The organism is Amycolatopsis sp. NPDC102522 (assembly GCF_055584485.1).
This window is the reverse complement of sequence record NZ_JBVJLY010000014.1, coordinates 31706-56900: the sequence shown is the minus strand read 5'-3', so window position 1 is coordinate 56900 and position 25195 is coordinate 31706. Positions and strand designations below refer to the sequence as shown.

Sequence of the window (25195 nt, the reverse complement as noted above, 5' to 3'; positions counted from 1 at the left end):
GGACGGTTTTCGACCGGTACACGAACGAGTGACGACCACCGCCTCACTATTCTGGAGCCCTCACGGCGACCGGACGGGAGGCGACATGGAGCAACTCCCGCTCATCCTCGGCACCGGCGGTGCCGTGCTTCTCGTCGCCGTGATCGCCGTCCGGGTGTCGATCAAGGTCGGCCTTCCTTCGCTGCTGCTGTACTTGGGGATGGGCGTCCTGCTCGGCGAAGCCGGGTTCGGCATCCAGTACGACAACCCCGAGCTCACCCAGTCGCTCGGCCTCGCCGCGCTGGTGATGATCCTGTCCGAAGGTGGTCTCACCACCCGGTGGACGGCCGTGAAACCCTCGCTGGGCATCGGAATCGCACTGTCCACAGTGGCCGTCGCGGTGAGTATCGCGATCACCGGCGCCGCCCTGCACTGGCTGCTGGGCCTGGACTGGCGGATGGCGTTGCTGTGGGGCGCGGTGCTGGCCTCGACCGACGCCGCCGCGGTCTTCTCGGTGCTGAGATCGGCGGGTATCGGGAAGCGGCTCGTCGGCGCGCTGGAGATCGAGTCGGGGATCAACGACGCCCCGGCCTACATCGCGGTCGTCGTCCTGGCCGAGGGCGCGACCGTGGACTGGTCGCTGCCGCTGCTGGTGGTCTACGAACTCGCGGCCGGGCTGGTGATCGGCCTGGCCTTCGGCTGGTTCGGGGCGCAGGCGCTGCGACGGGCCGCGCTCCCGGCGACAGGTCTGTATCCGCTGGCCACGGTCGCGGTGTGCGTCGTGGCGTATTCGAGCGGGCAGCTCGCCCACGCGTCGGGCCTGCTCGCCACCTACGTCGCGGCGCTGGTGCTGGGGAACTCGAAGCTGCCGCACCGGTCGGACACGCTGTCCTTCGCCGAAGGTCTCGGCTGGCTCGCGCAGATCGGGCTGTTCGTGCTGCTCGGCCTGTTCGCCTCGCCGGGCAGGATCTTCGAGAGCCTGGTCCAGGGCCTGGTCGCCGGCGCGGTCGTGCTGTTGCTCGCCCGCCCGGTGTCGGTGCTGCTGTCGGCGCTGCCGTTCAAGATCCCCTGGCGAGAACAGGTGTTCCTGTCCTGGGCAGGGTTGCGCGGGGCTGTCCCGATCGTGCTCGCGCTGATCCCGCTCTCGTCCGGGGTGCCCGGCGCGCAGGAACTGGTCGACGCGGTATTCGTGCTGGTCATCGTGCTGACGCTGCTCCAAGGCACCACGCTGACCCCGCTCGCGAGAGTGCTCGGGCTGGCCCAGCACGCCGAACCGCACGAGATCGACGTCGACTCCGCGCCACTCGACGAGATGGGCGCGGAACTCCTGCAGGTCCGGATCAACTCCGGATCGAAGATGCACGGCGTCTACCTGGCCGAACTGCGGCTGCCGGTGGGCGCGACGATCAGCCTCCTCGTCCGCGACGGCACCGGCTTCACACCGAACAAGAACACCCGGCTCCAGGAACGTGACCAGTTACTCGTCGTGACCACCTCCGACGTCCGTGACGCGGCCGAACGACGCCTGCGGGCCGTCGACCGCGCCGGACGCCTCGCCAGGTGGAAGGGCGAATCCGGCCAATAGGTCACGAACCGGCGCCAGTCTTTCGTCGGTTGATCTCAGAAATTTTCTTACGTGTTGTTCCCTTTTGTACTCCTTTTGGATTACTTTCCCCGCAATCGACTCCATCGAATGGGTGAGTGTCGCGGGGTAAGGAGTACGCAAGGTGACGAAACTTCCTGCACGGTTCGCCGGTCTGGGGGCCGCCGCTGTACTCGTCGGGGTGGTTCTTTCCGCGCCGGCGGCGTCAGCGGCCGGCGCGTTCCCGGCGTTCGGATTGCCCTTCGACGCGGGCCAGTCGGTCTACTCGGCGGGGGTCCACTCCGACAACGGGAACTCCGGCGTGAAGAACGCCATCGACCTCAGCCCCGCCGACAAGAAGGTTCGCGCCCCGCTGGCGGGCACCGTCCGGATCCAGCACTGTGGCGGCGGCGACTGGGTGACCGTCGACCACGACGGCGGCTGGCGGACCGGGTACTACCACATGGAGGACATTTCGGTCACCGACGGCCAGAAGGTCGCCCCCGGCGACCTCCTCGGCCGGACCGGCAACGCGCTGCCCTGCGGCGGCAGCAGCACGGGCGCCCACGTGCACTTCACCCTGTGGACCCTGCCCGCGGCCGCCGCCAAGGGCGGGGACTCGCGCGACTTCGGTGTCGGCGCGGGCAACTGGAACGGCCTCTCCTACGACGAGGTCTCGACCAAGGTCGCCGATGCCCACGGCGAGGCCGTCGACGGCAAGACCTTCGGCGGCTGGCAGTTCACCGCGGGCACCGAGCAGTACTCGGGTTCCGCGACCGAGGTCTCTTCGCGTTCCGTCGTCCCGCTTCCCGGGCGATTCCGCGTCTGACCTCCCGTTGCCCGGCGCGGCGCGGCGCCGGGCAACGGTTCTTTTCGCTTGCGGAGTACGTGAGCGGCGTCTCAAGATGCGGACAAGGGGTGGCTTGATCGGCCGCCTATCCGCTAACTTCGTTCGTAGGTCACGAGTGTCAGCGTCAAGCCCCGGCTAGCTGACCGGCAACCCTCCTTCCGCGGTGGGGTGCCCCGGGTGAGGACCAGGCTCGTCGCGTGGTGCGACGGGCAAGCGCGGGATCCTCGTCGGGGTCCCCTGGCCCGGAGGATTGACGATGACTCTCGCTCTCGAACGCACCAGCACCCCCGTCACTGTCGCGGAAACCGTTGTGGAGCACGAAATCCCGACGGTGGCGTGTGCCGGTCTGCGGGTTCCGCTGGTCACCGGCGGCGACATCGGCTACGCGAACCTCGATCACGCGGCCAGCGCTCCCTGTCTGGACAAGGTGCGCGACGCTGTCGACGAGTTCCTGCCCTGGTACGCCAGCGTCCACCGTGGCGCCGGGTTCGCCTCGCAGGTCTCCACCAAGCTTTACGAGCGCACGCGCGGAATCCTGCGGGACTTCGTCGACGCGCGGTCGACCGATTCCGTCGTCTTCACCCGCAACACCACCGATTCCTTCAACCTTCTCGCGCGCAGCCTGCCGAAGCACACGTCGGTCGTCGTGTTCGACACCGACCACCACGCCGCGCTGCTGCCGTGGAAGGGCCCGAACGTCCGCCGGATCCAGACGCCGCGTACTCGTCTCGCCGCGGTGTCCGCTGTGGACGAAGCGCTCGCGGACTGCCCGCAGGGCCCGCGGCTGGTCGTCATCACCGGTGCCTCCAACGTGACCGGGGAACTGTTGCCGGTCAAGGAGATCGCCGCCGTCGCGCGGCGGCACGGCGCCCGGATCGCGCTCGACGCGGCGCAGCTCGCGCCGCACCGCAAGATCTCCGTGCGCAAACTGGACGTCGACTACATCGCGATCTCGGGGCACAAGCTGTACGCGCCCTTCGGTGCCGGTGCGCTGATCGGCCGCGCCGACTGGCTGCGCGCCGCCCAGCCGTACCTCGCCGGTGGCGGCGCGACGAAGCTCGTCACCCGCGACTCCGAAGACCTCGGCGTGGTCTGGAATTCCGGCGCCGAGCGGCACGAAGCCGGTTCTCCCAACACTGTCGGCGTCTACGCGCTCGGTGTCGCCTGCGAGACCCTGGCCGGGAACTGGGACGCGATCGTCGCCCACGAGGACGAACTGCTGGCGCGGCTGCGTCGCGGTCTCGCCGGTATCCCCGGTTTCGCCGAACTGCGGCTGTTCGACGCGCCTGTCGACAGGGTCGGCACGCTCAGCTTCGTCGTCGACGGCTTCGACCCGGGCTGGCTCGCCGCTGTCCTGTCCGCGGAGTACGGCATCGGCGTGCGGGACGGCGCGTTCTGCGCGCACATCGCGACCAAGCGGCTGATCTCCGCCGCCGGCTCGACCGGCCAGCAGGCCGTCCGGGTCAGCCTCGGTCTCGGCAGCACCGCCGAGCACGTCGACAGGCTCGTCCTGGCGCTGCGCCAGATCGTCGCCCGCGGCGCGCGCTGGCAGTACGAGAAGCCGGAAGGCCGCTGGGTGCCGGAGAACGATCCGCGGGAACTTCCCCCGTTCTGCGCCTGACCCACTACCCTCACCCCGCATGGGGAACGAGCGACCGCGTTACTGGTTTCCATTGGCACTACTGGGATTCGCCCAACTGGCGGTAGTGGCCTTGTCCGTCGGTTCGAGCCGATCAGAGGGGTGGTTCGCCTACGCGCCCAACCCCGGCCCGGGGCGGTATCAAGCGCTCTACGGCGTGGAGATGAGCAGGGAGGCCGGGGAAGCCGTCTCGGTCGTCGGCATGAGCCGGATGGACAACTGGCTGTTCGCCGTCCTCGCCGTCTACCTCGGCACGGTGCTGTTCTACACGATTCGGGCGAAGACCATGCCGTGGTGGAAGGTCGCCGCGATCGCCGTCGGCGGGCTCGTCGCCATCGTGCTGGCGGATCTGGTCGGTTTCTGGGAATTCGAAATAGACGGCGACGCGCGCAGCGCGATCCTGCTGACCCTGGGCCTGGTCGTGCTCGCCTGGCTGGACCGCAGCGTGCTCGTGCTGGTCGTGGCCGCGGCTTTCGTGCTCTGCGCCGTCGTGCTCGCGCGAGGACCGCTCGCGCTGGTGCTGTCGTCGCTGGTCGCGCTCGCCGGGGCGTTCGCGGCGCTGCTGAGCAGGCCGAAGACGGCCGCCGAGGAGACCTGAGCACGCTCCGTGGACAATAGGGGAGTGAGTACAGAGCCCCCCTCGTCGCAGAACGACTCCGCGGAACCGGACCTCGCTCCGGCCGAGACCGCGCCACCGTCGCCGCCGCTGCCCAAGAAGCGCGTCGCCGTGGTGTTCGTCGTCGCCGCGGTGCTGTGGGGGATCGACCTCCTCACCAAGCAGATCGCCGTGTCGACGCTGGAGGGCAAGCAGCCGGTCGAGTTCCTCGGCGGGCTGGTGTACTTCCAGCTGGTGCGCAACCCCGGTGCCGCCTTCTCGATGGCGACCGGGCTGACCTGGGTGCTCGCGCTGGTCGCGGTCGCCGTCGTGGTCGCCATCGTCTGGCTGTCCCGGCGGCTGCGCTCGGTCGGCTGGGCGATCGGCCTCGGCCTGGTGCTGGCGGGCGCGCTCGGCAACCTGACCGACCGGATCTTCCGTGCCCCCGGCCCGCTGCAGGGGCACGTGGTCGACATGATCTCCGCGTTCGCGCCGAACGGGCAGGGCTGGGCGATCTTCAACGTCGCCGACTCCGCGATCTGCGTCGGCGGTGTGCTCATCGTGATTCTCTCCTTGCTGGGCAAGGACTACGACGGATCGTCTACAAAGGACAAGAAGAAGGCGGCAAGCGAATGAGCGCGCGGATGTTGCCCGTACCCGACGGGCTCGACGGCATGCGCGTCGACGCGGGACTGGCGAAACTCCTGGGACTTTCCCGCACGGTCGTGGCGGAACTGGCCGAATCCGGCGAGATCTTCGTCGACGGCAGGCCCGCCGGGAAGTCCGACCGGCTGTCCGCCGGCGGGCTGCTCGAAGTGACGCTGCCCGATCCCGTCTCGGCCATCGAGGTCATCGCGGAACCCGTCGAGGGCATGAAGATCCTGCACGACGACGACGACATCGTGGTGATCTCGAAGCCGGTCGGCGTCGCCGTGCACCCGAGCCCCGGCTGGAACGGGCCGACCGTCGTCGCCGGTCTCGCCGCCGCCGGGCTGCGGATCGCGACGTCGGGCGCGGCCGAACGCCAGGGTGTCGTGCACCGGCTGGACGCGGGCACCACCGGCGTGATGGTCGTGGCGAAGAGCGAGCACGCGTACACCGTGCTCAAGCGGGCGTTCAAGGAACGCACCGTCGACAAGGGCTACCACGCCATCGTCCAGGGCCACCCGGATCCGACGCGCGGCACCATCGACGCGCCGATCGACCGGCACCCGCGGCATGACTACCGGTTCGCCGTCGTCCAGGGCGGACGGCCCAGCGTCACGCACTACGAGGTCGTCGAGGCCTTCCGTGCCGCGTCGCTGGCCTACATCAAGCTGGAGACCGGCCGCACGCACCAGATCCGCGTGCACTTCTCGGCGCTCAAGCACCCGTGCGTCGGCGACCTGACCTACGGCGCCGACCCGGTGCTCGCGCGCAAGCTCGGGCTTTCCCGGCAGTGGCTGCACGCGAAGACGCTCGGTTTCGCGCATCCGTCCGACGGGCGCTGGGTCGAGTTCGAGTCGGAGTACCCGGACGACCTGGCCAACGCGCTGCGGATCCTGCAGGACGAGAACTAGCCGCCAGTCCCGCGTTTAGTCCTCTGAACGCGGGACGGGCGACACGCTAGTCGTCGATCGACCAGGTCAGCGTGCGTTCGTCCGGTTCCGGCCGCGGCGACCAGCGCACGGCGACCACGCGGGTGGCGTCCGGCAGCACGTAGACGGTGTGGCCGCCGAGGGTCTCGCCCGGCCGGACGCCGATCTTGTGCGGCGGTCGCGAGGTCAAGGAGACCGGCGCCTTCGTGATCGGCTTGCCGTCCGCGCTGAGCAGTTCGAGGTAGTTGTCCGGCAGCGACACGAACGGGATGTTCCCGCGGTTGGTGATCTCGGTGTGCACCACGACCGACCGTTCCCCGGCTTCCAGCGAGTAGCCCGCCGCGCTGAACAGGTAGTCCGCGGGGTCCTGGACCTCGAGCAGCTGGACGGTGAGCTGCTCACCCTCCAGGCCCTGGGTCTCCATGACGTCGCCGGTCTTGCCCTTCTTGCCCTCCGGGACCGGCCGCGGCGCGGGCTGCTGCTCGTCGCCGCGGGCCCAGGACGCGGTCTGCGGGACACCCCAGGTGCTCATCACCGGGTCGGCGGGCGCCATCGGGGGCGCGAACTGCTGCTGAGGCGGGGCGGGCGGACGCTGCTGAGGCGGAGCCATCGGCTGTCGCACCGGGGCCGACGGCGGTCCGGGGTACCGGCCCGACGGAGTGCCGTGCACGTTGTACGGCCCCGACGGCGTCCCTTGGACGTTGTACGGTCCGGAAGGCGTGCCCTGGACGTTGTACGGCCCGGACCCCTGCCCCGGCGGACGCTGAGGCTGTGGGGACTGCTGAGGCTGGGGGGCTTGCTGAGGCTGCTGAGCCCACGAGGGCGGCGAGCCGGCGATGGCGGCCCGTAACCCGTTCGGGTCGCTCTCCACGCCCACGAGCAGCGGCAATCCGCTGCCGGAGAGGGCGACCAGGCGGTACGCGACCTCGCGCGGATCCATCCCCACCTTGGCCGCGAGTTCGTGCACGGCCGCCTTGCCCAGGTCCGCGAGGGCGGAGAGCAGGCGGATGTCCACGGGATCGGTCACGGCCACGTCCGGGAACGCTACCGTCTCGCCCCCGGCGCCGCGGGAGAGGCCGTCCGTGCGCCGCAAAACCCCGCTTCGGTAGGACGCGCTCTCCATTAGGGTCGGGGTCACCGCCTCCACCGAACCCCTGGGGAAGAAACATGAGCGAAGTCTCCGCCCTCGCCGACGAGTTCGTCGAAGCCCTCTTCGACGCCGAGCCGGTCACGCCCGCTTTGCAGGGCTTCCGTCCGGAATCGACCGGGCTCACCGATCTCAGCGAGGCCGCCGGAGACGCACTCCGCGCGACTCTGGCCGGTTTCGCCGAGCGGGCCGAGGCCATCGGCACCGACGGGCTGAGCGCGGAGGAGAAGACCACCCGTGACGTCCTGATCGCGACGGCGCGGGGGAGGATCGCGCTGCTGGACTCGCGGTTCGTCGAGTTCACCGTCAGCGACCTGTTCATCTCGCCCGCCGCCGAGGTGCTCACCGTGCTGCCGATGATGTCGGTCGGCACGGGTGCCCAGGCCGAGGCCCACCTCGGGCGGATCGCGGCGATCCCGGAGTACCTGCGGCAGGCCGCGCAGCGCCATCGCGAAGGCGTCGCCAAGGGCCTGGTCCCGGTCGCCTACCTGGTCGACTCCACCGTCGCGTACCTCGACCGGTACCTCGCCGAGCCGTCGGCCGATCCGCTGCTGCGCCAGCCCGCGCCCGACGACGACTTCGAGACCCGCCGCGCCGAGCTGCTGCGCGACGTCGTCCGGCCCGCGATCGCCGAGTACCGCGAGGTGCTCGCGAAGGAGATCGCGCCGCACGGCCGTCCCGAGGACAAGCCCGGCGTCTGCTGGCTGCCCGACGGCGAGCGCATCTACGCCCTGCTCGCCGAGATGCACACCACGACCGTCCGCACTCCGCGTGAGCTGCACCAGACCGGGCTCGACGTGATCGCGAACCTCGCCGCCGAGTACCGCGAGTACGGCTCCCGTGTCTTCGGCACCACCGACCTCGCCGAGATCTTCACCAAGCTCCGCACCGACCCGGCGCTGCGCTGGTCCAACGCCGAGGAGATGCTGGACTCCGCCCGCGCGGCCATCACCAGGGCCGAAGCCGAGGCGCCGATGTGGTTCGGCCGGATCCCGCCGCAGCCGTGGACGGTCGAGCCGGTCCCCGCCGAATCCGCGCCCGGCGCGCCCGCCGCATACTACATGTGGCCCGCGGTCGACGGCTCCCGGCCGGGGATCTACTTCGCCAACACCCACAAGGCGGAGGAGCGGTTCCGGCACGCGGCCGAGGCGACGGCGTTCCACGAGGCCATCCCCGGCCACCACTTCCAGCTGAGCCTCGCGCAGAGCCTCACCGAACTCCCGCTGCTGCGCCGCATCGGCGACTTCACCGCGTACGCCGAGGGCTGGGGGCTCTACACCGAGCGCCTCGCCGACGAGATGGGCCTGTACTCCGACGACGTCGCGAAACTCGGCATGCTGACCATGGATTCGATGCGTGCCGGACGCCTGGTGGTCGACACCGGGCTGCACGCGCTGGGCTGGAGCCGCCGCCAGGCCATCGACTTCCTCACCGAGAACACGCCGATGGCGCTGGTCGAGATCGAGTCCGAAGTGGACCGGTACATCGCCTTCCCCGGCCAGGCGCTGTCGTACATGGTGGGACGGCTGGAGATCCAGCGCATCCGCTCCGAGGCCGAGCTCACCCTGGGCAGCCGGTTCGACATCAAGGCCTTCCACGACGTCGTGCTCGGCGGGGGGTCGCTGCCGCTTTCGGTGCTGGACGGCGTGGTCCGCGACTGGGTCGCCGGTCACGGCGACACCTCGAACGGCCTCGCCGAAGAGCTGATGGAGCTCAAGTTCGAGGAGCTCCCGCTGTGGCGTTCGCTGCTCGGGCTCCCCGGTGACCACGGGACCATGCCGGACCCGAGCGCGGAGGCCGCGGCCGCCCAGCGCGCGTCGGCGATCGCCATCGCCGAGCGGGCCGAAGCTTTGGGCACCGAAGGACTTTCCGCGGCCGAGGCGGTCACCCGCGAGGTCGTGATCCAGCAGGCGAGGGCGATGGTCGACTTGGTCGACGCCCGCGCCGACGAGTTCTCGGTCAGCGACGGGCTGGCCTCGCCCGCGTTGTTCATGCTCAACGAACTCGCGGTGCTGTCGCTGAACGACGAGGAGAGGGTCCGGGGTTATCTGAAGCGGCTGGGCGGTATGGGTGTCTATCTGGACGCCCTGATCGTGCGGCAGCGGGCGGCGGCGGCCGAAGGGCTGATCCCACCCGGCTTCCTCGTCGACAGCGGAATCGCCTACGTGGAGCGCTATCTCGGTGACGAGGCGGGTGACCCGCTGGCGCTCACCGCGTCCGTTTCCGTCGAGGGTTACGAAGCCGAACGGGACCGGCTGCTGGCCGAGGTCGTCCGGCCCGCCTACACCCGGTATCGCGACTTCCTCGCCACCGAGCTGCGTCCCGTGGCGAGGGCCGAGAAGGAGCCGGGCCTGTGCGCGCTTCCCGGCGGGCAGGAGAAGTACGCCGCGCTGATCCGGGCGCACACCTCCACCGAGCGCACCGCGCAGGATCTGCACGACACCGGGCTCGACATGATCGCGAAACTGGCCGACCAGTACCGCGAGCTGGGCGAGAAGATCTTCGACACCAAGGATCTCGGCGAGATCTTCGAACGGCTCCGCACCGATCCCGCCCTGCGCTGGCGAGACGGCGACGAGCTGCTCGACGCCGCGCGTGACGCCATCACCCGCGCCGAAGCCGTTGCCCCGCAGTGGTTCTCGACGATCCCCGAGGACCGGTGCGGGGTCGAGCCGGTCCCGCCGGCGGAGGCGCCCGGGGGCACGCTGGCGTACTACATCGAGCCGGCGCTGGACGGCTCGCGGCCGGGCACCTACTACGCGAACACCCACGAGGCCGAGCTGCGCCCGAAGCACACGAGCGAAGCGATCGCCTTCCACGAAGCCGTTCCGGGGCACCACTTCCAGATCTGCATCGCGCACAAGCTCAAGGGCCTGCCGATGCTGCGCGGTCACGCCGACGTCAACGCCTACGTCGAAGGCTGGGGGCTCTACTCGGAGCGCCTCGCCGACGAGATGGGCCTGTACTCCAGCGACCTGACCAGGTTCGGCATGCTCACCCAGGATTCGATGCGCGCCGGTCGGCTGGTCGTCGACACCGGGATGCACGCGCTCGGCTGGAGCCGTCAGCAGGCCGTCGACTACCTCGCCGAGAACACGCCGATGGCCCAGGTGGAGATCGAGGCCGAGATCGACCGCTACGCCGCCTTCCCCGGGCAGGCGCTGTCGTACATGGTGGGACGGCTGGAGATCGAGCGGATCCGGGCCGAGGCGGAGGCCGCCCTCGGCGACCGCTTCGACATCAAGGGCTTCCACGAGGTCGTGCTGAGCAACGGGATCCTGCCGCTGCGCGTGCTGGACAACGTGGTGAAGGCCTGGGTGTCCGCACACAAATAGCGGTATCTCCGCGCCGGAGACCGTAAATACCCTCGCCCGATGGTGACCGCAGCCCAGGCGAAGGCCAAGTACGACCAGCTCGTGGACCGCTACGAGGACATCTTCTTCTACGTCGCCGACGTGGGGAGGGACCTCGTCGCTTTCGCGGATCCCGCGCCCGGCACCCGGCTGCTCGACGTCGGGGCCGGGCGCGGGGCGGTCGCGCGGGCGGCGCTCGCGAAGGGCTGCGCCGTCACCGCCATCGACGCGTCTCCGTTGATGATGCGACGGCTGGCCGAAGAGCACCCGGAGATCTCCGCGAGCGAGGGAGACCTCTACCGGACGGGGTTCGCGGACGAGTCGTTCGACCTGGTCACCGCCGGGTTCGTGATGCAGGTCCTCGACGATCCGGCGGCCGCGCTCGCCGAGTTCCGGCGGGTACTGGCGCCGGGAGGCACGATCGCGCTGTCCCTCGAACGGCAGTCCGTCGGCAGGCTGGCGTGGTTCCAGGACCTGAGCATCGAGTTCTTCGCGCCCGGCGGGGCCGCCCAGCCACAGACCACCCGGCCGCAGGCCGCCCAGCCCGGGCCGCTGACCCACGACCGGCTGGACGTCTTGCTCGGCGAGGCCGGTTTCGAAGGCGTGACCAGGGAAACCGTCGAGCTTCCCAAGCCGCTGTCCGGACCGGACGCGCTGTGGGACTGGATGATGGCGCGAGGGCTCGCCGAGATGGTCCCGGCGCTGCCGCCCGAGCGTGGTGAGGAGTTCCGCCGCCGGTTCCTGGAAGGAGCGCGGCACATGCACGAAGAAGGCGGCATCGTCCTCGAGTTCGCGGCGACCCTGCACCGGGCATACTATCGCTAAGCGAACGCTCAGTAACTTACGAGGAGATGCGGATGAGGATCGGGACCGCGATCAACTACGCCGGTGGTTTCGCCGAGAGCGTGGCGGACATCGTCGAGCTGGAGAAGGCCGGCCTGGACATCGTCTTCGTCCCCGAGGCCTACTCGTTCGACGCGGTCAGCCAGCTCGGCTACGTCGCGGCGAAGACCGAGCGGGTCCAGATCGCCTCCGGCATCTTCCAGATCTACACGCGCACGCCGACGCTGACCGCGATGACCGCAGCCGGGCTCGACTTCGTCTCCGACGGCCGGTTCACCCTCGGCATCGGCGCGTCCGGTCCGCAGGTCATCGAGGGTTTCCACGGTGTGAAGTACGACGCGCCGCTCGGCCGCACCCGCGAGATCATCGACATCTGCCGTCAGGTGTGGCGGCGGGAGAAGGTCGTGCACTCCGGCACGCACTACACGATCCCGCTGCCGCCTGAGCAGGGCACGGGCCTCGGCAAGCCGCTGAAGCTGATCAACCACCCGGTGCGTCAGCGGATCCCGATCCTGCTGGCCTCGATCGGCCCGAAGAACGTCGCGCTCACCGCCGAACTCGCCGAGGGCTGGGAGCCGATCTTCTTCCACCCCGAGAAGGCCTCCGAGGTCTGGGGCGCGTCGCTGGCCGAGGGCAAGGCGAAACGCGACCCGTCGCTGGGCGAGCTGGACACCTTCGTCGGCACCGCGCTGGCGATCGGGGACGACGTCGACGGGCTGCTGGACCACCTGCGCGGCATGCTGGCGCTGTACATCGGCGGCATGGGCGCCCGCGGCAAGAACTTCTACAACAGTCTCGCCCAGCGGTACGGCTACGAGGCCGAAGCCAAGCTCATCCAGGACCTGTACCTGGACGGCAAGAAGGACGAGGCCGCCGCGGCGGTGCCGAAGGAGCTGATCAAGGCGATCTCGCTGATCGGCCCCGAGGGTTACGTCAAGGAGAGGCTGGCCGCTTTCCGCGAGGCGGGCGCGACCACGCTGGTGGTCAATCCGATGCTGCCCGGTCGCGAAGCTCGCGTCGCGCAGGTTTCGAAGCTTCGCGAACTCGTTGGTTAGCCGCGCGAAGGAGTCGAACCTCTCACCTGTATCGATACGGTATACTTGACCTGCGCCGGTGTACCCCCTTCGTGATCAAAAAGCGGCCTTCCGGTGGAAAGAGAACGTAAACCACGCCTGAACGGCCGGAAAATCCGCCATTATCAGGAGTGGAAGCGAGACCTCGGGGGAATACGTTCGCGACGAAGGTGAGGTGCCTCGCGTGCGCAAGCAGATCGGCGAGCCGTCCGCCGCGGTCCTGGATGTCGGGTCGTTCAGTGCACGGCTGGTGGTTCTGGCCAAGGGTGGCTCGCCGCTCGATCCCGTGCTGAGCCACCAGACACGACTGCGGCTCGACAGGGAACTCGACGATGACGGGAACCTGACCCGGCGCGGCATCGACGCGGTCTCGTCCGCCGTCGAGGCGGGGATGACCATGGCCGCCAAACACGGCGTCGAGGACGTGTACCCGCTCGCCACTTCGTCCATCCGGGACGCGGCGAACGTGAAGCAGGTCGTCTGCGACGTCGCGAAGGCCACCGGGGTCAAACTGCGGTTCCTCACCGGCCGCCGCGAGGCCGAACTGGCCTACGTCGGCGCGCGCCGGTGGTACGGCGCCTCGGCGGGCAGGCTGCTGGTGCTCGACATCGGCGGCGGCACCGTCGAACTCGCCGCGGGGGACGCCGAAGAGGCCGGATTCGCGCATTCACTGCCGCTCGGGGCCCGCTCCCTGACGCGGGACTGGTTCGCCACCGAGTGCCCGTCGCCCAAAGTCGTGCGGGCGATGCGGGACCACGTCCTCGACGAGGTCCGTGACGCGATGCAGGACGTGCTGCCGGAGATCCGGGATCACCGCGCCGTCGGCTGCTCCAAGGTGCTCCGCCAACTCGCGCGGCTCGCCGGCGACAGGCCGTCCCGCTCCAGGGAACTGCACCTCGACGACCTTCGCGCGTGGATCCCGAGGCTGGCGAAACTGCCGGCGAAACGTCGCGCCGAACTACCGGGTATCTCGCGGCAGCGCTCGCATCAGGCGCTCGCGGGCGCGATCGTCGCCGAGGCGTTGCTGACGCTTTCCGGTGGCCAGGTCGCCATCTGCCCGTGGTCCACCAGGGACGGACTGCTGCTCGGCATGCTCGACGGGCTGGTCACACTGGACGGCAAACCGGCGAAAGCCGCCTGAAAACTGGCGTATCCGGCCATGAGCGGGTACCCCGGACATATGAGGGAAAGCAAGAAGAGCTTCGGACAGGACGACGAAGAAGACCTCGACGACCTGCGCGGGATCCAGCCGAAGACCGACGTGCCGAGCGCGCCCAACCGCGACCTCGGTCCGCACGGCACCGAGGAGGTCGACGGCGTTCCTGGCAGCGGCGAAGTGCCGGTCGAACCTCCGGACTGAGCTGCGACGCCAGGTGACCGGTCAAGCGCTCTTCGGCCGTCGCCGTACCGGAGCGCGGCCCGCAGGCTGCACCGGCGCCGGACCCGGATCGAGCGCCGGGATCGGCAGCCGCACCGGCTCGGAGGTCACCGTGAAGGTCTCGCCGTGGTGCGCCAGTTCCAGCGGTTCCCCGGTGAGCACGTGATACGTCGCGGCCTCGTGGTCGAACTCGACCTGGAACCGGGTGCCGCGGAAGGTCAGCCGGAACGCGATCCGCTGGAGCCGCGGCGGCAGTCGCGGCGCGAAGGTCAGCCGTCCACCGTGGTCGCGCAGCCCGCCGAACCCGGCGACGGTGCCCTGCCAGGCGCCCGCCAGCGAGGCCAGGTGCAGGCCGTTGCGGACGTTGTTGTGCACGTCGTGCAGGTCGGTGAGCGCCGCCTCGGCGAGGTAGTCGTAGGCCAGGCCGAGATGCCCGACCTCGGCCGCCACCACGGCCTGCGTTCCCGCCGACAGCGAGGAATCCCGCACCGTCCGCGCCTCGTAGTAGGCGAAGTCGCGCGCCTTCTCTTCCGGGGTGAAGGAATCGCCGCACAGGTGCAGCGCGAGCACCAGGTCGGCCTGCTTGACCACCTGCTTGCGGTACAGGTCGAAGTACGGGAAGTTCAGCAGCAGCGGGTAGAAATCCGGTTCCGTGGCCTCGAAATCCCACTCGTCGTGCTCGAGGAAACCTTCGGATTGCGGGTGGACGCCGAGATCCTCGTCGTAGGGCACCAGCATCGCGTCGGCCGCCTTGCGCCACTGCGAGACCTCGTCCTCGGTGACCTCGAACGCGGCCGCCACGTCCGCGTGCCCCCCGCAGATTTCGGCGGCGTAGAACAGGTTCCGGCGGGCCATCAGGTTCGTGTAGACGTTGTTGTCCGCCACCGCGGAGTACTCGTCCGGCCCGGTGACACCGTCGATCCGGAATCGGCCGCGCCGGTCGAAATGCCCCAGTGACAACCACATCCGCGCGGTTTCGAGGAGCAGTTCCGCGCCGCAGGTCCGCATGAACTCGTCGTCACCGGTGGCGTTGAGATAGCGCACGACGGCGTCCGAGATGTCGGCGCTGACGTGGAACGCGGCCGTGCCGGCCGGCCAGTACGCCGAGCATTCCGCGCCGTTGATGGATCGCCAGGGGAACGCCGCACCGCGCAAACCCAGCTGTGCCGCCCTTTCCCGAGCTTTGTCCAAAGTGGAGTGCCGCCAGCGCAGTGCGTCCCTGGCGGCGTCCGGCATGCTGTAGGTGAGCACGGGCAGAACGAAGGTCTCGGTGTCCCAGAACGCGTGCCCGTCGTACCCGGGGCCGGTCAACCCCTTGCCCGCCAAGGCTCTCGCCTCACCGCGGGCTCCGGCCTGCAACAGGTGGAAGAGCGCGAACCGCACCGCTTGCTGCAGTTCCGGATCGCCGTCGATCTCGATGTCCGAGGTCTCCCAGAAGCCGTCGAGGAACTCCTTCTGCTCGGCGAGCAGGCCCTTCCAGCCTGTCTGCCGTGCTCCCGCCAGCGCGGCCTCGACCTGGGCGCGCACGGCGGGCACCGAACGTTGCGCGGACCAGCCGTAGGCGAGGAACTTGGTGATCCGCAGCCGTCCGCCCTTCGGCACGTCGACGGCGATGGTGAGCCGCGCCAGATCGTCCTCGGCCTCGATATGCGTGCGGACGCCGTCGGAGACGTCGATCTTGTGGTCCATCGCGGCGGCCATCCGCAAGCCGGATCTGCGGGTCTGGTGCACCAGGACGGCGTGGTACGCCTCGGCGTGGTGGTATTCCCCGACCAGCGGCGACTCCAGCGCCGCCGCGACCCGCGGATCACGCGTGTCGGATTCGACCGGTTCGTTCGCCAGCAGATCCGACTGCACCACCAGCTGGAGCTCGTCGTCGAGCGGTTCGACCTCGTACCGGATCGCGGCGACGGCCCGCTGGGTGAAGGAGACCAGGCGTTCGGTCCTCACCCTGACCCGTCGCCCGGTCGGCGAGGACCACACCGTGTCGCGCGCGAGGGTGCCCTTCCGGAAGTCGAGGACGCGGTCGTGGTCGGTCGCCTGCCCGTACCGCATGTCGAGCGGTTCGTCCTCGACCAGCAGCCGGATGACCTTGCCGTCGGTCACGTTGACGACGGTCTGTCCTTCTTCCGGGTAGCCGTAACCGGTTTCCGCGTAAGGAAGGTCGTGCTCCTCGTAGAAACCGTTGAGATAGGTGCCCGGCAGGCCGCGGGGTTCGGCCTCCTCCAGCGTGCCGCGCAGGCCGATGTGCCCGTTGGACACCGCGAACGCCGATTCGGTGCGCTGCAACGCGTCGACGTCCATGCCGCGCCAGCGCAACTCCCAGGGCGAGACCTCGTAACCGCGGAGAAACGATTCGGTCACTTGCGGTCCTCCAGGAGCTCGGCGAGGTCGTCCACCACGACGTCGGCGCCGTGGGAGAGCAGTTCGCCCGCCTGGTGCGCGCGGTTCACCCCGACCACGTAACCGAATCCGCCGTCTTTCCCGGCCTGCACGCCCGCGAGCGCGTCCTCGAAGACGGCCGCGTTCTCCGGCGCGACACCGAACGCCTCGGCGCCGGCGAGGAACGAGTCGGGGGCGGGTTTGCCGCGCAAACCCTTCTCCGCGAGCACGATGCCGTCGACCCGCGCTTCGACGAACCTGGTCAGGTCAGCCGCGTCGAGCACCTTCGCGCCGTTGGCCGACGAAGTGACTACGCCGATGCGCAATCCGGCCGCCTTCGCCGCCTCCAGATAGCGCACGGAACCCGGATACGGGGTGACCCCCTCGTCGTCGATGATCTTCAGCACCAGCTGGTTCTTGCGGTTCCCGACGCCGCTGACGGTGGCGGCGTCGACGCCGTCGTCCGGCTTTCCCTCGGGCAGTTCGATCCCGCGCGAGGTGAGGAAAGTGCGGACTCCGTCAGCCCTCGGCCTTCCGTCGACGTAAGCCGCGTAGTCGGTGTCGGTGAACGGAGAGAACTTGTCACCGTCGCGGGCACGCAAGAAGTCGTCGAACGTGCGTTTCCACGCTTCGCGGTGCTGGGCCGCGGTGCCGGTCAGTACGCCGTCGAGGTCGAAGAGGCAGGCCGTGATGGTGTCGGGCAGACCGATCATGCCTCCGCACGCTACCCCCGCTCGCCGGTACCCGCTCGGCTTTCGGGATGCGGGCGCACCAGGTGGATGAGCTCGTGAACGGTCGCGTCGGCGAGGCTGTAGCGGACGATCCGGCCCTCGCGCCGGGCGGTCACCAGCCCGTGCGCGCGCAGCAATCGCAACGCCTGCGAGACCGCGGTGTCGGTCATCCCCGTCGCGGCGGCGAGATCGGTGACGCTGATCTCACGCGCGTAGTGGATGGAGACCAGCAGCGCGAGCCGCGACGGATCCGCGACGAGCGAGAACTGTCGCGCCCATTCGGTGATCGCCTCACGGTCGCCCATCCCGGCGACGGCGGCGTCCACGCGGTCCGGCTCGATGCTCACACGGAAATGCTAAGCCGCGCGAACCACGAGTGCGACGTGCCGCGCGGCCCGGTCCAGCGGATCGGGCGACCGGCGGATCCGGCTGACCAGCAGGGCGCCTTCGAGGTTGTTCACGATGGCCGTCGCGAGATCTTCGGCGTCTGCGGCGCCGTGGCCGGTGAGCAGTTCCACCAGCAGCCCGTGCCAGGCGGCGAAAGCGTCCTGGCACGCCTTGGTGATCGCGGGCGAGGCGTGCGCCATCTCCAGCGTGATCGTGGCGAGCGGGCAGCCGCCGCGGTAGTCGTCGGCGGCCAGCGCCTCGCCCGCCTTGCGGTACCACCAGCTCACGGCGTCCTCGACGGTCTCGTTGCGCTCGAAAGCGCGGCGGACCGTCTTCGCCACGACGGTGGTACCGAGTTCGATCGCGGCGACGGCCAGCTGCTCCTTGCCGCCGGGGAAGTGGTGGTACGCCGACCCCCACGGCGTCCCGGCCTGCTCGACCAGCCGCCGCCACGACGTCGCCTGGTAGCCCTCGCGGCGGAAGAGCGTCATCGCGGTCGAGATCATCCGCTCGCGGGTGGTGGTGTCGGACACGTCGCCCAGCATAGTCCTTGACTATGACGATCGTCTTAGGAAAGTCTAGGACGACCGTCTTAGGAGGCAGCCATGACCGTCGACGTCACCGCGGAGACCAGGCAGAAGACCGTGACCTGGCAGGATCCGCTGCCCACCGCCCGGCTCGGCCGCGAGCTGTCCGGGCTCGACTACCTGACCGGTATCGCGGAGGGGCGGATCCCGCCGGCGCCGATCTCGGCGCATTTCGGCATGCGCTGGGTGAGCGTGGCCGAGGGCGACGTCGTGCTGGCCGCGACGCCGGACGAGTCGCTGTACAACCCGATCGGGACCGTGCACGGCGGGGTCGCGGCGACCCTGCTGGACTCGGCGGTGGCGTGCGCGGTGCACTCCACCCTGCCCGCCGGGGTCGGGTACACCTCGGTCGAGCTGAAGGTGAACTTCCTGCGCGCGATTTCCGGCTCGGTGGGGGAGATCCGCGCGCACGGCTGGATCGTGAAGGCCGGTTCGCGGGTCGCGTTCGCCGAGGGCGACATCCGCGATCCGCAGGGCAAGGTGCTCGCGACCGCGTCGAGCACCTGCCTGATCATCAAGCCCTAGAACATCTCGGCGCCGGGCGGCACCGGCTGCTTGACGTCCCAGTGCTCCACGATGAGGCCGTCCTCCACGCGGACGATGTCGACGACGGCCGCGCCGGGTTCCTCACCCGGCCGGACGACGTGCAGGTGCACGACCACGTGGTCGTCGTCGGCGATCACGCGTTTGACGGAGACGTCCGCCCCGGCCATCGGGGAATTCCGCATCGCTTCGACGAAAGCCTCGCGGCCGGACGGGAAACCCGGGCTGTGGGTGACGAAATCCGGATGCACGTTCACGCCTGCGGCGTCAAAGTCCTTGTGCACGAACATGTTCTCGAAGCAGTCGAGGACGATCTTCTTGGCTGTGGTCATACGGTCATCGTTCCGTGAGGGGCGGTCTCCGTCGATTACCGCGGAGGTAATACCCTGCGTCCCCGGATCGCTTCCGGTTCGCCGTAGCGGCCGAGGATCGCGGCCAGTAAGGCTTTCGCGTCCGAGACGCGTTCTTCGCCGAATTCGGCGGTGAGATCCTTTTCCAGCGCGGCCCGGTGTTTTCGTGCCCCCGCGACGGCGCTTTCCGCTTGTTCCGTCAGGTGCAGCAGCCGGGTCCGCGCGTCGGCCGGATCGGGTTCGCGCCGCAGGAGGCCCCGTCGTTCCAGATCGGCGACGGCCTTCGAAGCTGCCTGCTGGGTCACGCCCATCCGTTCCGCGAGCGCGGAGATCGACAGCGGCCCCGCGAGCACGTGCTGGAACACGACACCGTCGTTGAACCGCGGTTCGCCGAGCCCGTCGGCGGTCAGCCGACGCTGGACCTCGCCGCCCAGCGCCCAGCCCGCGAACAGCGAGACGAGTGACAGGTCGAGGTTTGACGGCGTAGGATCCACAACCATGGTTGTGGAATCTAGCACGGCCCCGCCGGAGCTGGTGGCGGAGTTCGTCCGCGTCGCCCATCGGGTCGTCTGGTGCACGCTCGCGACGGTCGACAGGCAGGGCAGGCCGAGGTCCCGGGTGGTGCACCCGATCTGGGAAGAGCGCGATGGTGACCTCGTCGGACACCTGTTCACCCGGCCGACGCCGTTGAAGAAGGCGCACCTGGCGCGCACGCCGTTCGTCTCGTGCTCGTACTGGGATCCGGCGCACGAGGTCGCCGTCGCCGAATGCGGCGCCGCCTACGCCGACGACGAGGAAACTCGACGGCACCTGTGGCGCTTGGCGTCGGAAACGCCGGAGCCACTGGGTTTCGACCCGAAGGTCATGGGCGGCGACGATCCGCTGGACCCGGGCATCACCGTGCTGAGGCTGACGCCGTGGCGGGTCAGCGCCGGTGGCGGGGCCTGGCGGCGGGCCGCTTAGTACATCAACACCTAGGCCGCGCCCACCTTGCGCTCGAAGACCAGGCCCTCGGCGGCGCGCAGCCCGACGCTGATCGCGCCGGTCAGCACGCCGTCGTCGCCCAGTTCGCCCTGGACGACCGACGGGACGAGCGGGGTGAACGACCGCAGGGCGCGGTCGATCGGGTCGAGCAGCAGATCGGCCGCGGTGCCGATACCGCCGCCGAGCACGATCAGTTCGGGGTCGATCACGGCCGCCACCGAAGCCACCGTGTACGCGAGCCTGTCCGCCTCCGCCTCGACGGCGCGCATGGCGAGTTCGTCGCCGTCGCGGGCGAGCCGGAAGACTTCGCGGGCCGACTTCGCCGTGCCGAGGCCGAGTTCGCGCGCGCCGCGGACGACGGACTGCGCCGCTGTCGCCTCTTCGAGGTGGCCGCGGACCGGCGGGGAGTCTTCGCCCTCGCCCGCCGCGTGCGATTGGCCGTAGGGCAGGTAGCCGATTTCGCCCGCCGCGCCCGTCGCGCCGCGGAAGACCTGGCCGTTGACCATCACGCCCATGCCGACCCCGGTGCCGATGGTGATGCAGCCGAACACGGACGCGCCGCGCGCGGCACCGCGTTCCCATTCGCCGACGGCGGTGAGGTTCGCGTCGTTCTCGACCATGAGGTCCGGGCCGAGGACGCCTTCGAGTTCGTCGAGCAGGCCGGCCTTGCCCCAGCCGGGCAGGTTCGGCGCGTGCCGGAAGCAGCGTTTGCCCGGATCCGCGACGCCGGGCGAGCCGAGGACGCGCACGATGATGTCGGCCTGGCTCAGTCCCGCTTCGCGCACTGTCGCTGCAGCGAGGGCGCCCACGGCGCTGACGAGCGCCGTGCCCGAACGCGAGGTGTTCCGCTCGTCACGGCGGGCGACCACGGTGTGGCCGAGGTCCGAGACGGCGACGCGGAGGTGCTCGCGTCCGATGTCGACACCCAGGACGTATCCGGCCGTGGGGTCCGCTTCGTAGAGGACGGCGGACCGGCCGGTGCCGGTCGAGGTGTGCCCGGTGGCCCTGGCGAGCCCGGCCGCTTCGAGAGCCAGTAACGCTTGGCTCACCGTGGGTTTCGAAAGACCGGTGTCCTTGGCGACTTGCGGCCGCGTGGCGGGGCCGCTGCGGCGCAGGAGGTCCAGCACGGCGCGCTGATTGATCTTCCGCATCCCGGCGGGGGTGCCGACGGGCGGACTTTCTGCGCCAACCACGAGCTTCGCCTCCTGTCGAACCAAAGTGTCCCCACCAAAGTTATCCGGGTCCGGCCCGAAAAGGGCAAGAAGGTTTACATTCGGTGGCTCCCTGGCGACGATAACCGCGCCCAGGCCGCGATCCGCGCACGCCGCGCGTGAAATCCGGTGAATCACCCGGTATCCGGACGCGTGCTCCCAGTGACCGGTAATGGTCTAGACCAAGCCGGTGAAGTTCGGGTCAGGCGACGTGACGGCTCGCCGGACGCCGGAAACCCCTGTGCTGGCGGGGCCGCTCGGGGGCTTCGCCGGTCTCGTGGCCCGCTTCCGTGGGGTAGCCGTCCGAGGTGTCGGCCGTCGTCGCGGGGCTCGGGCGGTTGCGCAGGCGGTGCTGCCGATTGACCACGTACAGCAACAGCACTCCCACGACGACCAGGCCGTGGGTGAGCACGCGCCCGGCGGTGACCTGTCCCGTGACGAGGTCGCCTGCCGACAAGGCCAGGAGCAGCGCGACGAAACCGGTCAGCGCCGGCAGCTGCCCGGCCGCGGCCTTCGTGCGGAAGGCCGCCCAGCCGAGCCCGAGGCCGACGGCGAGGTTCCAGGCGCTGCTCTCGTGGGAAAGATGCCCGATCAGGGATTCCGTGCCGTGGCCCGCGGTGTGGTCTTCGACGCCCAGCAGCTGGGCGAAGGCGAGGCCGAGCTGCGCGATCGCGACCACGGCGAGGGCGATCCTGGCGGGCCAGCCCTCGCTCGGCGGGGCGGGGGTGCGTTCCAGGATGACGGCGGTGAGGTCCGGGACCGGGGGAGCCGGGCGCAACAGCATCGTCCGGTGCAGCCGCTCGGCGCGCGCGAGCCACGACCGGCAGGCGGCGCAGCCGGTCACGTGCCGGTCGACCACCTCGGGCGGGGCGGGTTCGGTTTCGCCGTCGAGCCGGGCCGACAGGGCCTCGCGGCAGGTCTCGCACTTCACGTCTCACTTGTCGGGCGCGGGCCTGCCCCGGTTCCCGGGACGCTGCTACGTTTCTCGTATGGCCGGGGCGCGCAACCACGACGACGAGCGGGTGACCGAGCTCGCTCTCGCCGCCGCTCGCGGCGACAGGCGGGCGCTCGAGGACTGGGTGCGTGCCACTCAGGCCGACGTCTGGCGCTTCGTCGCGCACCTCGCCGACGTCGGCGCCGCCGACGATCTCACCCAGGAGACGTACCTGCGCGCGTTCGGCAGCCTGCGCCGGTTCGCCGGCCGGTCGTCCTCGCGGACCTGGCTTCTGTCGATCGCGCGCCGCGTGGTCGTCGACCGCATCCGGGCGGCTTCGGCCCGTCCGAAGCTCGCCGACGTCGACTGGGAAGCCACCGCCGAGCGTCGCGGCGCTCGTCAGGCGGAAGGCGTCGCGGGGTTCGAGGACCTGGTGGAGCTGCGGATGCTGCTCGACGGGCTCGACCCGGAGCGGCGCGAGGTCCTCGTCCTCACCCAGGTGCTGGGGCTTTCCTACGCCGAGGCCGCCGAGATCTGCGGCTGCCCGGTCGGCACCGTGCGTTCACGGATCGCGCGCGCCCGCGAAGACCTGCTCGAAGCGGGCCGGGAGCGCGACTCCATCTAGGCCACGCTGGTTGACCTCACTGTGGCGCGTCACACATTTGAGGCCCTTCGCTGTCACCTCGTCACACAGATGGGCTGACACGACTACTCCGCGTTGACTAGGCCGAATGCCGATGCCTAGCGTGTCGCCATCCAACCCCAGGCCGCGCGAGGGTCCCCGCCTTCACCGCGCGCTCTCGAAGGGATCTTCCCGATGGCCAGTCCCACCGCTGGAACCCAGGAGCAGGACCCCGGCGGCCTCGGCCGCCGCCGGTTCCTGACCTTCCTCGTCGCGGCGCCCACCCTCACGATCGCCACGAAGATCGGTATCGACACCGTCGCGCCCGAAGAGGCCGAAGCCGTCATCCCGACCCCGCCCGGCCCGGCCGAGATCCTCGACCTCGGCGATGTACTGACCCTGTCGAACGCCCCCACCGCCGGCCTGCTCGTCCTGGAGGTCCGCGAAGACGGCCGGGTGCGGCTGGAACTGCCGCGGACCGAGGTCGGCCAGGGCATCACGACGGCGAACGCGATGCTGGTCGCCGAAGAGATGGACCTGCCGCTCGACCGCGTCGACGTCGTGCTCTCCGACGCCCGCCCGGAGCTGCTGTTCAACCAGCTGACCGGTGGCTCCAACACGATGCGCTCGCTCTACACCCCGGTGCGGACCGCGGCCGCCGCCGCCCGCGCCCGTCTGGTCGCCACGGCCGCGCAACAGTGGGGCGCCAAGGCCGATCGGCTGTCCACAAGGGACGGTGCGGTGATCGCGCCCGACGGCCGCCGGGTGGACTACGGCGCGCTGTCCCGGCCCGCCGCCCGCGCCGACCTCGGCAAGTTCACCGCGACCCCGAAGGCGGAGTCCGCGCACAAGCTGGTCGGCACGCCGCAGTCGCGCAAGGACGCCCGCGCGATGGTCACCGGGCAGCTGAAGTACACGCTCGACCTGGACATCCCCGGTGCGAAGCCGGCCATGGTCCGCCGTCCGCCGACGATCAACGGCACGGTCAAGAAGGTCAACAACGAGGCCGCCGTCCGCGCGATGCCGGGCATCCTCGACATCGCCGTCATCAAGACCGGGGTCGCGGTGCTGGCCGAGACCTTCGGCCAGGCGCTCGACGGCAAGAACGCCCTCGACGTCACCTGGAACAGCGGCACCGTCGACGGTGAGAACAACGCGACGATCAAGAAGAAGCTGCGGGCCGCGGCGCTGCCGTTCGTCGTGCCGCCGCTGCTGACGCAGTACGTCGACGGCGAGTTCGACTTCGCCTTCGCGAGCCACGCGCCGCTGGAGACCAACTCCGCTGTCGCCGACGTCCGCGAGGACAGCGCGACCATCTGGTCGGGCATGAAGGTCCCGATTCTCGCGAAGCAGAACATCGCACAGGAACTCGGGCTGCCGGCGAACAAGGTCACCGTGCACGTCCAGCAGGCGGGTGGCTCGTTCGGCCGCCGCCTGTTCTCCGACGGCGCGATCGAAGCCGCGCGGATCTCGAAGGCGATGAAGCGGCCGGTGCGGCTGATGTGGAGCCGCATCGACGACATGCGCCACGGCCGCGCCCGCGCCGCGAGTCACCACAAGATCCGCGCCACCTTCGCGCTCGGCCAGGTGCTCACCTTCGAACACCGCGTCGCCAGCGTCGAGACCGACTGGGGCCACGGGCTCGGCGAGGTCCTCACCGCCTTCGCTGCGCAACTGCCTGTCGGCGGAAACCTGAGCTTCGCGCAGACAGTGTTCCTGCTGACGGTGAAGTCGCCGTACAACTTCGGCGTCACCACGCAGCTGCTCAACGAGGTCCCGCATGCCTTCCACACCGGCGCCTGGCGGTCGGTGTACTCGTCGAGCACCCGCGGCGCGGAAGAGATCATGGTCGACGAGATCGCCGCGAAGCTCGGCAAGGACCCGGTGGCGTTCCGGCGCGAGTTCATCAAGAACGACCGGCAGCGAGCCGTGCTGGACAAGGTCGCCGAACTCGGCGAGTGGGGCAAGAAGATGCCCAAGGGCTTCGCGCAGGGTGTCGCCGTGCACGGCGAGTACAAGTCGTACACCGCCTGCCTGGTCGAAATGGACGCCCGCGACCCGAAGAACCCGCGTGTCACCAAGGCGACCATCGCCGTCGACGTCGGCAAGCCGATCAACCCGCGCGGGATCGAGGCGCAGATGCTCGGCGGCCTGACCGACGGCATCTCCACGACGCTGACGGCGGGACTGCACATCGACAAGGGGCTCCCGCTGGAGGGCAGCTACTCGCAGTTCCACTACGCGCGGCAGAAGAACTCGCCGATGGACGTCAAGGTGCACGTGATGCCGGAGACGGGCGAGATCGGCGGTGCCGGGGAACTCGGCGTGCCCGCGCCGGTCGGCGCGATCGGGAACGCCTACGCGCGGGCCACCGGGATCAAACCGCGCAGCTTCCCGATCAACTTCCCGGTCGACTTCGAACCCTTCCCCCGCTGACTTTCCTTCCCC

General features: G+C 69.9%; 24 protein-coding genes and 1 riboswitch. Of the genes, 15 read left to right on the top strand and 9 right to left on the bottom strand.

The window, feature by feature from the left end:
* Positions 1-85: 85 nt before the first annotated feature.
* From ACZ6YV_RS28495 to ACZ6YV_RS28470, 6 genes are all read left to right on the top strand, one after another.
* On the top strand, positions 86-1564 hold the full coding sequence (locus ACZ6YV_RS28495) for a potassium/proton antiporter (RefSeq protein ID WP_465512526.1): 1479 nt from the start codon (positions 86-88) through the stop codon (positions 1562-1564).
* A 142-nt stretch (positions 1565-1706) separates the two neighbouring features.
* On the top strand, positions 1707-2390 hold the full coding sequence (locus tag ACZ6YV_RS28490) for a M23 family metallopeptidase (protein ID WP_465512525.1): 684 nt from the start codon (positions 1707-1709) through the stop codon (positions 2388-2390).
* Between the two features lie 128 nt (positions 2391-2518).
* Positions 2519-2633: riboswitch (SAM riboswitch) on the top strand.
* A 34-nt stretch (positions 2634-2667) separates the two neighbouring features.
* The gene (locus tag ACZ6YV_RS28485) at positions 2668-4032 is read left to right on the top strand and encodes an aminotransferase class V-fold PLP-dependent enzyme (protein ID WP_465512524.1); all 1365 of its coding nucleotides are present in this window, start codon (positions 2668-2670) and stop codon (positions 4030-4032) included.
* A 19-nt stretch (positions 4033-4051) separates the two neighbouring features.
* Positions 4052-4648, top strand: a complete 597-nt coding sequence (locus ACZ6YV_RS28480) for a hypothetical protein (protein WP_465512523.1) — start codon at positions 4052-4054, stop codon at positions 4646-4648.
* A gap of 24 nt (positions 4649-4672) precedes the next feature.
* Entirely contained in the window at positions 4673-5281 is a 609-nt protein-coding gene (gene lspA, locus ACZ6YV_RS28475) for a signal peptidase II (RefSeq protein WP_378237586.1), read from the top strand.
* A complete protein-coding gene (locus tag ACZ6YV_RS28470; protein ID WP_465512522.1) occupies positions 5278-6204 on the top strand; it encodes an RluA family pseudouridine synthase in 927 nt (308 codons plus the stop codon). Before lspA ends, ACZ6YV_RS28470 begins: the two co-directional genes overlap by 4 nt.
* Before the next feature lie 46 nt (positions 6205-6250).
* Here the strand turns inward: ACZ6YV_RS28470 and ACZ6YV_RS28465 are convergent, their stop codons facing one another.
* Positions 6251-7255 (bottom strand): AsnC family protein, encoded by a 1005-nt coding sequence (locus ACZ6YV_RS28465; RefSeq protein WP_465512521.1) that lies wholly within the window; start codon positions 7253-7255, stop codon positions 6251-6253.
* A gap of 134 nt (positions 7256-7389) precedes the next feature.
* Here ACZ6YV_RS28465 and ACZ6YV_RS28460 point away from each other — a divergent pair, with 134 nt between their 5' ends.
* The 5 genes from ACZ6YV_RS28460 to ACZ6YV_RS28440 all read left to right on the top strand — a co-directional run bounded on the left by ACZ6YV_RS28460 (position 7390) and on the right by ACZ6YV_RS28440 (position 13998).
* Entirely contained in the window at positions 7390-10704 is a 3315-nt protein-coding gene (locus ACZ6YV_RS28460) for a DUF885 domain-containing protein (RefSeq protein WP_465512520.1), read from the top strand.
* Positions 10705-10743: 39 nt separating this feature from the next.
* Positions 10744-11547 (top strand): class I SAM-dependent methyltransferase, encoded by an 804-nt coding sequence (locus tag ACZ6YV_RS28455; protein ID WP_465512519.1) that lies wholly within the window; start codon positions 10744-10746, stop codon positions 11545-11547.
* A 32-nt stretch (positions 11548-11579) separates the two neighbouring features.
* Positions 11580-12620 carry an LLM class F420-dependent oxidoreductase gene (locus ACZ6YV_RS28450; protein ID WP_465512518.1) on the top strand — a complete coding sequence of 347 codons (1041 nt, stop codon included), beginning with the start codon at positions 11580-11582 and terminating at the stop codon, positions 12618-12620.
* Between the two features lie 202 nt (positions 12621-12822).
* Complete coding sequence (locus tag ACZ6YV_RS28445) at positions 12823-13779, top strand: Ppx/GppA phosphatase family protein (RefSeq protein ID WP_465512517.1); 957 nt, start codon at positions 12823-12825, stop codon at positions 13777-13779.
* A gap of 39 nt (positions 13780-13818) precedes the next feature.
* A complete protein-coding gene (locus tag ACZ6YV_RS28440; RefSeq protein ID WP_465512516.1) occupies positions 13819-13998 on the top strand; it encodes a hypothetical protein in 180 nt (59 codons plus the stop codon).
* A gap of 21 nt (positions 13999-14019) precedes the next feature.
* Here ACZ6YV_RS28440 and ACZ6YV_RS28435 read toward each other — a convergent pair whose 3' ends face one another.
* Genes ACZ6YV_RS28435 through ACZ6YV_RS28420 form a run of 4 tightly spaced genes read right to left on the bottom strand, consistent with a single transcriptional unit; the run spans position 14020 to position 18049 of the window.
* Positions 14020-16320: a glycoside hydrolase family 65 protein gene (locus ACZ6YV_RS28435; RefSeq protein ID WP_465512651.1), complete on the bottom strand. Its 2301-nt coding sequence runs from the start codon at positions 16318-16320 to the stop codon at positions 14020-14022.
* 56 nt (positions 16321-16376) lie between these two features.
* Positions 16377-17111, bottom strand: coding sequence for an HAD family hydrolase (locus ACZ6YV_RS28430; protein WP_465512515.1), 735 nt, complete (start codon positions 17109-17111; stop codon positions 16377-16379).
* Positions 17112-17122: 11 nt separating this feature from the next.
* Complete coding sequence (locus ACZ6YV_RS28425) at positions 17123-17434, bottom strand: ArsR/SmtB family transcription factor (RefSeq protein WP_465512650.1); 312 nt, start codon at positions 17432-17434, stop codon at positions 17123-17125.
* A 51-nt stretch (positions 17435-17485) separates the two neighbouring features.
* Entirely contained in the window at positions 17486-18049 is a 564-nt protein-coding gene (locus ACZ6YV_RS28420) for a TetR/AcrR family transcriptional regulator (RefSeq protein WP_465512514.1), read from the bottom strand.
* A 72-nt stretch (positions 18050-18121) separates the two neighbouring features.
* Between ACZ6YV_RS28420 and ACZ6YV_RS28415 the strand changes: the two genes are divergently transcribed.
* On the top strand, positions 18122-18628 hold the full coding sequence (locus tag ACZ6YV_RS28415; RefSeq protein ID WP_465512513.1) for a PaaI family thioesterase: 507 nt from the start codon (positions 18122-18124) through the stop codon (positions 18626-18628).
* Here ACZ6YV_RS28415 and ACZ6YV_RS28410 read toward each other — a convergent pair.
* Positions 18625-18978: a nuclear transport factor 2 family protein gene (locus ACZ6YV_RS28410; protein WP_465512512.1), complete on the bottom strand. Its 354-nt coding sequence runs from the start codon at positions 18976-18978 to the stop codon at positions 18625-18627. The two genes, ACZ6YV_RS28415 and ACZ6YV_RS28410, sit on opposite strands and share 4 nt — an antisense overlap.
* Before the next feature lie 35 nt (positions 18979-19013).
* The gene (locus tag ACZ6YV_RS28405; RefSeq protein ID WP_465512511.1) at positions 19014-19496 is read right to left on the bottom strand and encodes a MarR family winged helix-turn-helix transcriptional regulator; all 483 of its coding nucleotides are present in this window, start codon (positions 19494-19496) and stop codon (positions 19014-19016) included.
* On the opposite strand from ACZ6YV_RS28405, the gene ACZ6YV_RS28400 reads away from it, so the two are divergent.
* Positions 19495-19959: a pyridoxamine 5'-phosphate oxidase family protein gene (locus tag ACZ6YV_RS28400; RefSeq protein ID WP_465512510.1), complete on the top strand. Its 465-nt coding sequence runs from the start codon at positions 19495-19497 to the stop codon at positions 19957-19959. The two genes, ACZ6YV_RS28405 and ACZ6YV_RS28400, sit on opposite strands and share 2 nt — an antisense overlap.
* A gap of 11 nt (positions 19960-19970) precedes the next feature.
* Here the strand turns inward: ACZ6YV_RS28400 and ACZ6YV_RS28395 are convergent, their stop codons facing one another.
* Both ACZ6YV_RS28395 and ACZ6YV_RS28390 read right to left on the bottom strand, forming a co-directional pair.
* Positions 19971-21173: an ROK family transcriptional regulator gene (locus ACZ6YV_RS28395; protein ID WP_465512509.1), complete on the bottom strand. Its 1203-nt coding sequence runs from the start codon at positions 21171-21173 to the stop codon at positions 19971-19973.
* 220 nt (positions 21174-21393) lie between these two features.
* Complete coding sequence (locus ACZ6YV_RS28390; protein WP_465512508.1) at positions 21394-22122, bottom strand: zf-HC2 domain-containing protein; 729 nt, start codon at positions 22120-22122, stop codon at positions 21394-21396.
* Positions 22123-22180: 58 nt separating this feature from the next.
* Here ACZ6YV_RS28390 and sigC point away from each other — a divergent pair, with 58 nt between their 5' ends.
* Complete coding sequence (sigC, locus tag ACZ6YV_RS28385) at positions 22181-22750, top strand: RNA polymerase sigma factor SigC (protein WP_240593837.1); 570 nt, start codon at positions 22181-22183, stop codon at positions 22748-22750.
* 192 nt (positions 22751-22942) lie between these two features.
* Entirely contained in the window at positions 22943-25183 is a 2241-nt protein-coding gene (locus ACZ6YV_RS28380; protein WP_465512507.1) for a xanthine dehydrogenase family protein molybdopterin-binding subunit, read from the top strand.
* Positions 25184-25195: the final 12 nt, after the last annotated feature.